This is a genomic window from Inquilinus sp. (assembly GCF_057815775.1).
The window spans coordinates 1-5,809 of the sequence record NZ_JBYRFX010000760.1; the positions used below are offsets into that span (position 1 = coordinate 1).

General features: G+C 68.5%; 4 protein-coding genes. 3 read left to right on the forward strand and 1 reads right to left on the reverse strand.

All coding sequences use genetic code 11. From position 1 onward, the window contains the following. The 3 genes from AC3XYG_RS26700 to AC3XYG_RS26710 form a co-directional block, all read left to right on the forward strand. Positions 1–1,533 (forward strand): ABC transporter substrate-binding protein (locus tag AC3XYG_RS26700; RefSeq protein ID WP_489142910.1); only part of this gene is annotated, 1,533 nt, incomplete at its 5' end. After that, positions 1,523–2,479: an acetamidase/formamidase family protein gene (locus tag AC3XYG_RS26705; protein WP_489142911.1), complete on the forward strand. Its 957-nt coding sequence runs from the start codon at positions 1,523–1,525 to the stop codon at positions 2,477–2,479. The genes AC3XYG_RS26700 and AC3XYG_RS26705, both read left to right, overlap by 11 nt. Next, positions 2,476–4,254: an ABC transporter ATP-binding protein gene (locus tag AC3XYG_RS26710; RefSeq protein WP_489142912.1), complete on the forward strand. Its 1,779-nt coding sequence runs from the start codon at positions 2,476–2,478 to the stop codon at positions 4,252–4,254. Before AC3XYG_RS26705 ends, AC3XYG_RS26710 begins: the two co-directional genes overlap by 4 nt. A 9-nt stretch (positions 4,255–4,263) precedes the next feature. Here the strand turns inward: AC3XYG_RS26710 and AC3XYG_RS26715 are convergent, their stop codons facing one another. Continuing rightward, positions 4,264–5,502: a cytochrome P450 gene (locus tag AC3XYG_RS26715; protein WP_489142913.1), complete on the reverse strand. Its 1,239-nt coding sequence runs from the start codon at positions 5,500–5,502 to the stop codon at positions 4,264–4,266. Positions 5,503–5,809 lie beyond the last annotated feature (307 nt).

A 5,809-nucleotide genomic window follows, 5' to 3' on the forward strand; every position in this document is an offset into this window, starting at 1 on the left:
ACCATGACCGTCACCTACAAGGACGACGTCACCACCCTCGACCCCGCCATCGGCTACGACTGGCAGAACTGGTCGATCATCAAGAGCATCTTCGGCGGGCTGATGGACTACAAGCCCGGCACCACCGAGCTGGAGCCGGAGCTGGCCGAGAGCTTCACCGTCTCGCCGGACGGGCTGACCTACACCTTCAAGCTGCGCCCGGGCGTCAAGTTCCAGAACGGCCGCGCGATGAAGGCGGCCGACGTGAAGTATTCGATCGAGCGCGCGGTGCAGCCGGAGACGCAGAGCCCCGGCGCCGGCTTCTACGATTCGATCGACGGCTATGCCGACGTGTCGGGCGGCAAGGCGAAGGAGCTGAAGGGCATCGAGACGCCCGACGACGCGACGGTGGTCTTCCACCTGAACCGGCCGGACGCGCCCTTTCTGCACAAGCTGGCGCTGAACTTCGCGCATGTCGTGCCCAAGGAAGAGGTCGAGAAATGGGGCACCGATTTCGGCAAGCACCCAGTCGGCACCGGCGCCTTCAAGCTGGCGGAATGGACGCTGGGCCAGCGCATCGTCCTGGAACGCAACCCGGACTATTTCCGCAAGGGCCTGCCGCATCTCGACAAGATCGTGTTCGAGGTCGGGCAGGAGCCGGTGGTGGCGCTGCTGCGGCTGCAGCGCGGTGAGGTCGACATCCTCGGCGACGGCATCCCGCCGGCCAAGTTCCTCGAGGTGATGCAGGACCCGACCTACAAGGACCTGATCATCCAGGGCAGCCAGCTGCACACCGGCTACGTCACCATGAACGTCAAGGCCAAGCCCTTCGACGACGTGCGGGTGCGCCAGGCGGTGAACATGGCGATCAACAAGGACCGGGTGATCCGCATCATCAACGGCCGTGCCAAGCCGGCGAACCAGCCGCTGCCGCCCGGCATCGGCGGCTACGACCCGGACTACAAGGGCTATGCCTACGATGTCGACGGCGCCAAGAAGCTGATGGCCGAGGCCGGCCAGGCGGACGGCTTCACCACCACCCTCTACGCGTCGAACACCGACCCGCAGCCGCGCATCGCCCAGGCGATCCAGCAGGATCTGGCCCAGATCGGCATCAAGGCCGAGATCAAGTCGCTGGCCCAGGCCAATGTCATCGCCGCCGGCGGCGACGAGGCCCAGTCGACCATGATCTGGTCGGGCGGCATGGCTTGGATCGCCGACTACCCCGACCCGTCGGATTTCTATGGCCCGATCCTGGGCTGCGGCGGCGCCGTGCCGGGCGGCTGGAACTGGTCCTGGTACTGCAACCCGGATCTGGAGAAGCAGGCGGCGGCGGCCGACGCCATGGCCGATCCCGCCCAGGCGAAGGAGCGCGATGCCAAGTGGCAGGGCATCTTCGAGGCGATCATGAAGGACGCGCCCTGGGCCCCGGTGTTCAACCAGCAGCAATACACGCTGCGCTCCGCCCGGATCGGCGGCGACGATTCCCTGTTCGTCGACCCGGTCCACATCCCGATCAACTTCGACAATGTGTACGCCAAAGATGTCCAGTAACCACGGCCACGGCCATAGCCACACCATCCACGGCGCGCACCATCATTTCGGCTGGAACCGGGACTTCGCCCCGGCGGCCACGGTGGCGCCGGGCACCACGCTGGAGTTCGACTGCCTGGACGCTTCGGCCGGGCAGCTGACACCCGCCAGCACGGTGGCCGATGTCACCACGCTCGACTTCGGCAAGGTCAACCCGGTGACCGGGCCGATCTTCGTCGACGGGGCCCAGCCGGGCGATGCACTGAAGATCACGCTCGATCACTACGCGCCCTCCGGCTTCGGCTGGACCGCCAACATCCCGGGCTTCGGCCTGCTGGCGGACCAGTTCAAGGATCCGGCGCTGCATGTCTGGCGCTATGAGGCCGACACGCTGGCGCCGGCCCTGTTCTCGACCCTGGCGAAGGTGCCCTTGAAGCCCTTCGCCGGGACCATCGGCGTGGCACCGGCGGAGCCCGGGCTGCATTCCGTGGTGCCGCCGCGCCGGGTCGGCGGCAACCTCGACATCCGCGATCTCGCGGCCGGGGCCACGCTGTACCTGCCGGTCGAGGTGGCGGGCGCGCTGTTCTCGATCGGCGACACCCATGCCGCCCAGGGCGACGGCGAGGTCTGCGGCACCGCCATCGAAAGCCCGATGAAGGTGACGCTGACGCTCGACCTGGTGAAGGGCGCCAACCTGAAGATGCCGCGCTTCACCACGCCAGGCCCGGTGACGCGGCATCTCGATGCCAAGGGCTATGAGGTGACGACCGGTATCGGCCCCGATTTGATGGCGGGGGCGCGCATCGCCGTCGCCGAGATGGTCGAGCTGCTGTGCCGGACCCGGAACCTCGCGCCGGTCGACGCCTACATGCTGTGCTCGGTCTGCGGCGACCTGCGCATCAGCGAGATCGTCGACCAGCCGAACTGGGTGGTGTCCTTCTACTTCCCGCGCATCGTTTTCGAATGATGGGCGGGACGGCGCCCCTGCTCAGCGTCCGCCACCTCAGCACCCAGGTGGCGACGCCGACGGGGCCGCGGCTGGTGGTGGAGGATCTGAGCTTCGACCTGAACCCCGGCGAGACTTTGTGCATCGCCGGGGAATCGGGCAGCGGCAAGTCGATGACCTCGCTGTCGATCATGGGCCTGCTGCCGCAGCCGATGGCGCGGGTCGCCGGCGGCCAGGTGCTGCTGCAGGGGCGCGACCTGCTGGCCCTGCCCGAACGGCAGATGCGGCGGGTGCGCGGCGGCGAGATCGCGATGATCTTCCAGGAGCCGATGACCAGCCTGAACCCGGTCATGTCGGTCGGTCGCCAGATCAAGGAAGCCATCCGCGCCCATCGCCGGGTGGATGGCGGCGAGGCGCGGCGGCTGGCGCTGGAGGCGCTGGAGGCCGTGCGCATCGCCGAGCCGGAGCGCCGGCTGACGCAGTATCCGCACGAGCTGTCGGGCGGCATGCGCCAGCGGGTGATGATCGCCATGGCGCTGGCCTGCCGGCCCAAGGTGCTGATCGCCGACGAGCCGACCACGGCGCTGGATGTCACCATCCAGGCCCAGATCCTGGAGCTGATCCGCGACCTGCAGCGCCAGTTCGGCACGGCCCTCATTCTCATCACCCACGACATGGGCGTGGTGGCCGAGGTGGCCGACCGGGTGATCGTGATGAACCAGGGGCGGATGGTCGAGACCGGCCCGGTGGTGCCGCTGTTCGAGGCGCCACAGCACGACTACACCCGCCGCCTGCTGGACGCCGTGCCCAAGCTGGGCCAGATGGCCGGCCGCGACACGCCGCTGCGCGCCACCGCCGTGCCGGCTGCGGCCGCCGGCGACGCCGCCATCGCGGTCCGCGACCTGACGGTACGCTTCGACATCGCCGGCGGGCTGCTGCAGCGCACGGTCCGCCGCGTGCATGCGGTGGAGAAGCTGTCCTTCACCGTCGCCCCGGGCGAGACGCTGGCCCTGGTCGGCGAAAGCGGCTGCGGCAAGTCCACCACGGGCAAGGCACTGATGGGGCTGGTCGGCTGGCAGGGATCGATCCGGATCGACGGGGTCGAGGCCGCCGGCCTCAAGCCCCCGGCGCTGAAGCCGCTGCGCCGGAACATCCAGATGGTGTTCCAGGACCCCTACGCCTCGCTCGACCCGCGCATGACCGTGGGCGAGCTGGTGGCCGAACCGCTGGTGATCCATGGCCTGGCCAAGGGCGCGGAGCTGACCGACCGGGTCGAATGGCTGTTCCGCCGGGTCGGGCTGGCGCCGGAGCTGCGCCACCGCCACCCGCATGAGTTCAGCGGCGGCCAGCGCCAGCGCATCTGCATCGCCCGGGCGCTGAGCCTGTCGCCCAAGGCGATCGTCGCCGATGAATCGGTCTCGGCCCTCGACGTCTCGGTCCAGGCCCAGGTGCTGGATCTGCTGCACGAGCTGCAGGCCGATCTCGGCCTCGCCTATCTCTTCATCTCGCACGACATGGCGGTGGTGGAGCAGATCAGCCACCGGGTCGCGGTGATGTATCTCGGCCAGATCGTCGAGACCGGGACGCGGCGGCAGATCTTCGAAGACCCGCGCCACCCCTACACGCGCAAGCTGATGCAGGCAGTGCCGATCGCCGACCCGCGCCGCCGCCGCGACCATTTCCAGCGCCTGTCCGGCGAGGTGCCGAGCCCGGTGCGGCCGGTCGGCTATCAGCCAGTGCTGGTCGACCTCGCCGATGTCGGCGACGGGCATCTGGTGGCACGGGAGGCGGCCTGACCGCCCGGGTCACACCGTCCAGGACAGGTGCATGTGGTCGACGCGGCGGATGCCGGTGTAGCCCTGGATCGTCGGCGCCACCTCCAGCTGCAGCTGCGGGATGGCGGCGGTCAGCGCACCCAGGCTTTCCTCCAGCTCGATCCGGGCCAGGGCCTCGCCGATGCAGCGATGCGCACCGCCGCCGAAGATCGGATGCAGGCGCGTCGGCACCGTCCGGTGGATGTCGAAGGTGTCGGGGTCGGCATAGACCCGTTCGTCGCGCATGCCCGACATGGTCGACAGGGCGATCAGCCGTCCGGCCGGGATCACGACGCCGTCGACCTCGATCGCCTCGGCCGACAGTCTCCCGGTCGACGCCACGCTGGGCTCGTAGCGCAGGCTTTCCGCCACGGCCGCGGGGATCAGCTCCGGATCGAGGCAGACCGCATTCCACTGCTCCCGGTGCTGCAGCAGCAGGGCGACCTGCATGACGATGGCCACCCGGGTCGTGTCCGTGCCGCCGATGATCAGCTGGACGATCTGGTACAGCATCTCGAGCGGCGACAGTTCCCCGGCCTCGTCGGCCACGGCCAGGAACCGCGACAGGAAATCCTCGCGCGGCTGTCGGCGCCGGTCGTCGAGCATGGTCCGGGCATAGTTCAGCAATTGCCGCGTCGCCGCCTCGGCCACCTGGATGTCCTCCGGCTGGACGCTGAGGCTGAGGAAGCGGGTCGCGTCATAGACGTGCCGGGTGAAGGTCGGGATATCGGCCCGCGGCAATCCCAGGATGTCGCTGATGACGAGCGCGGGTAGCCGCGACGCGAACTGCTCCACGAACTCGACGCGTCCAGCCGCGCGCCATTCCTCGATCAGCCCCTCCGCCGTCTGCCGGATGAAGGGCCGAAGCTCGGCCATGGCGCGGGCAGCAAAGGCCCGCGAGAACGGCGCCCGCCGCCGGCGGTGCACATCGCCATTGGCCGTCAGCATGCCGTAGGCGAAGCTGTCGAACAGCGCTCCGTCCATCACGCCCAGCATCTTCGGAAACTCGGTCTCGCTGGCCCCGAGGCGGGAATCCCGGCTGAGGCGCTCGATATCGGCCAGGCGCAACACGAAGTGGCTCCCGGCCTGGTGCATGACGACAGGATGGTCGGCCCGGTAACGCCGGAACGTGGCGTGCGGATCGTCGCCGAATTGCTCTTCCGTGAGCACCGGCAGATCGCGGGCCGCGGAGATCCCGGCCACAGGTGCGTCGTCACGACGGGCTTGCATGAGCGCCTCCAAAGGAATGGAGGACCATCGCGAAACCGGATTACCAGGCCATGTCCGGGTTCGGCTTTTCGGCTACAGCCGTGACAGGCTGCGCCTTCGTCGCAACCCGGGCCGCACTGCCGAGGCGGCCGGATCGGACGGAAAGCCGGTGTCAGCAGCCCACTCGCGTGCCGATAGGAGCGGATATAAAGGCGGCCATTTGCCGGCGTGAGAGGCGGCATAGGAAATGCCGGATTCTCGGTGTTTTCCCTTGGCGGGTTTGCTTCAAAGGCGCATTATCTTATAATGCTATTTTTTTTATCTCTTT

What these genes read in the sequence shown, in the direction of transcription:
- AC3XYG_RS26705 (WP_489142911.1), top strand. Translation starts at nt 1,523, where the DNA reads ATGTCCAGTAACCACGGCCACGGCCATAGCCACACCATCCACGGCGCG.
- AC3XYG_RS26710 (WP_489142912.1), top strand. Translation starts at nt 2,476, where the DNA reads ATGATGGGCGGGACGGCGCCCCTGCTCAGCGTCCGCCACCTCAGCACC.
- AC3XYG_RS26715 (WP_489142913.1), bottom strand. Translation starts at nt 5,502, where the DNA reads ATGCAAGCCCGTCGTGACGACGCACCTGTGGCCGGGATCTCCGCGGCC.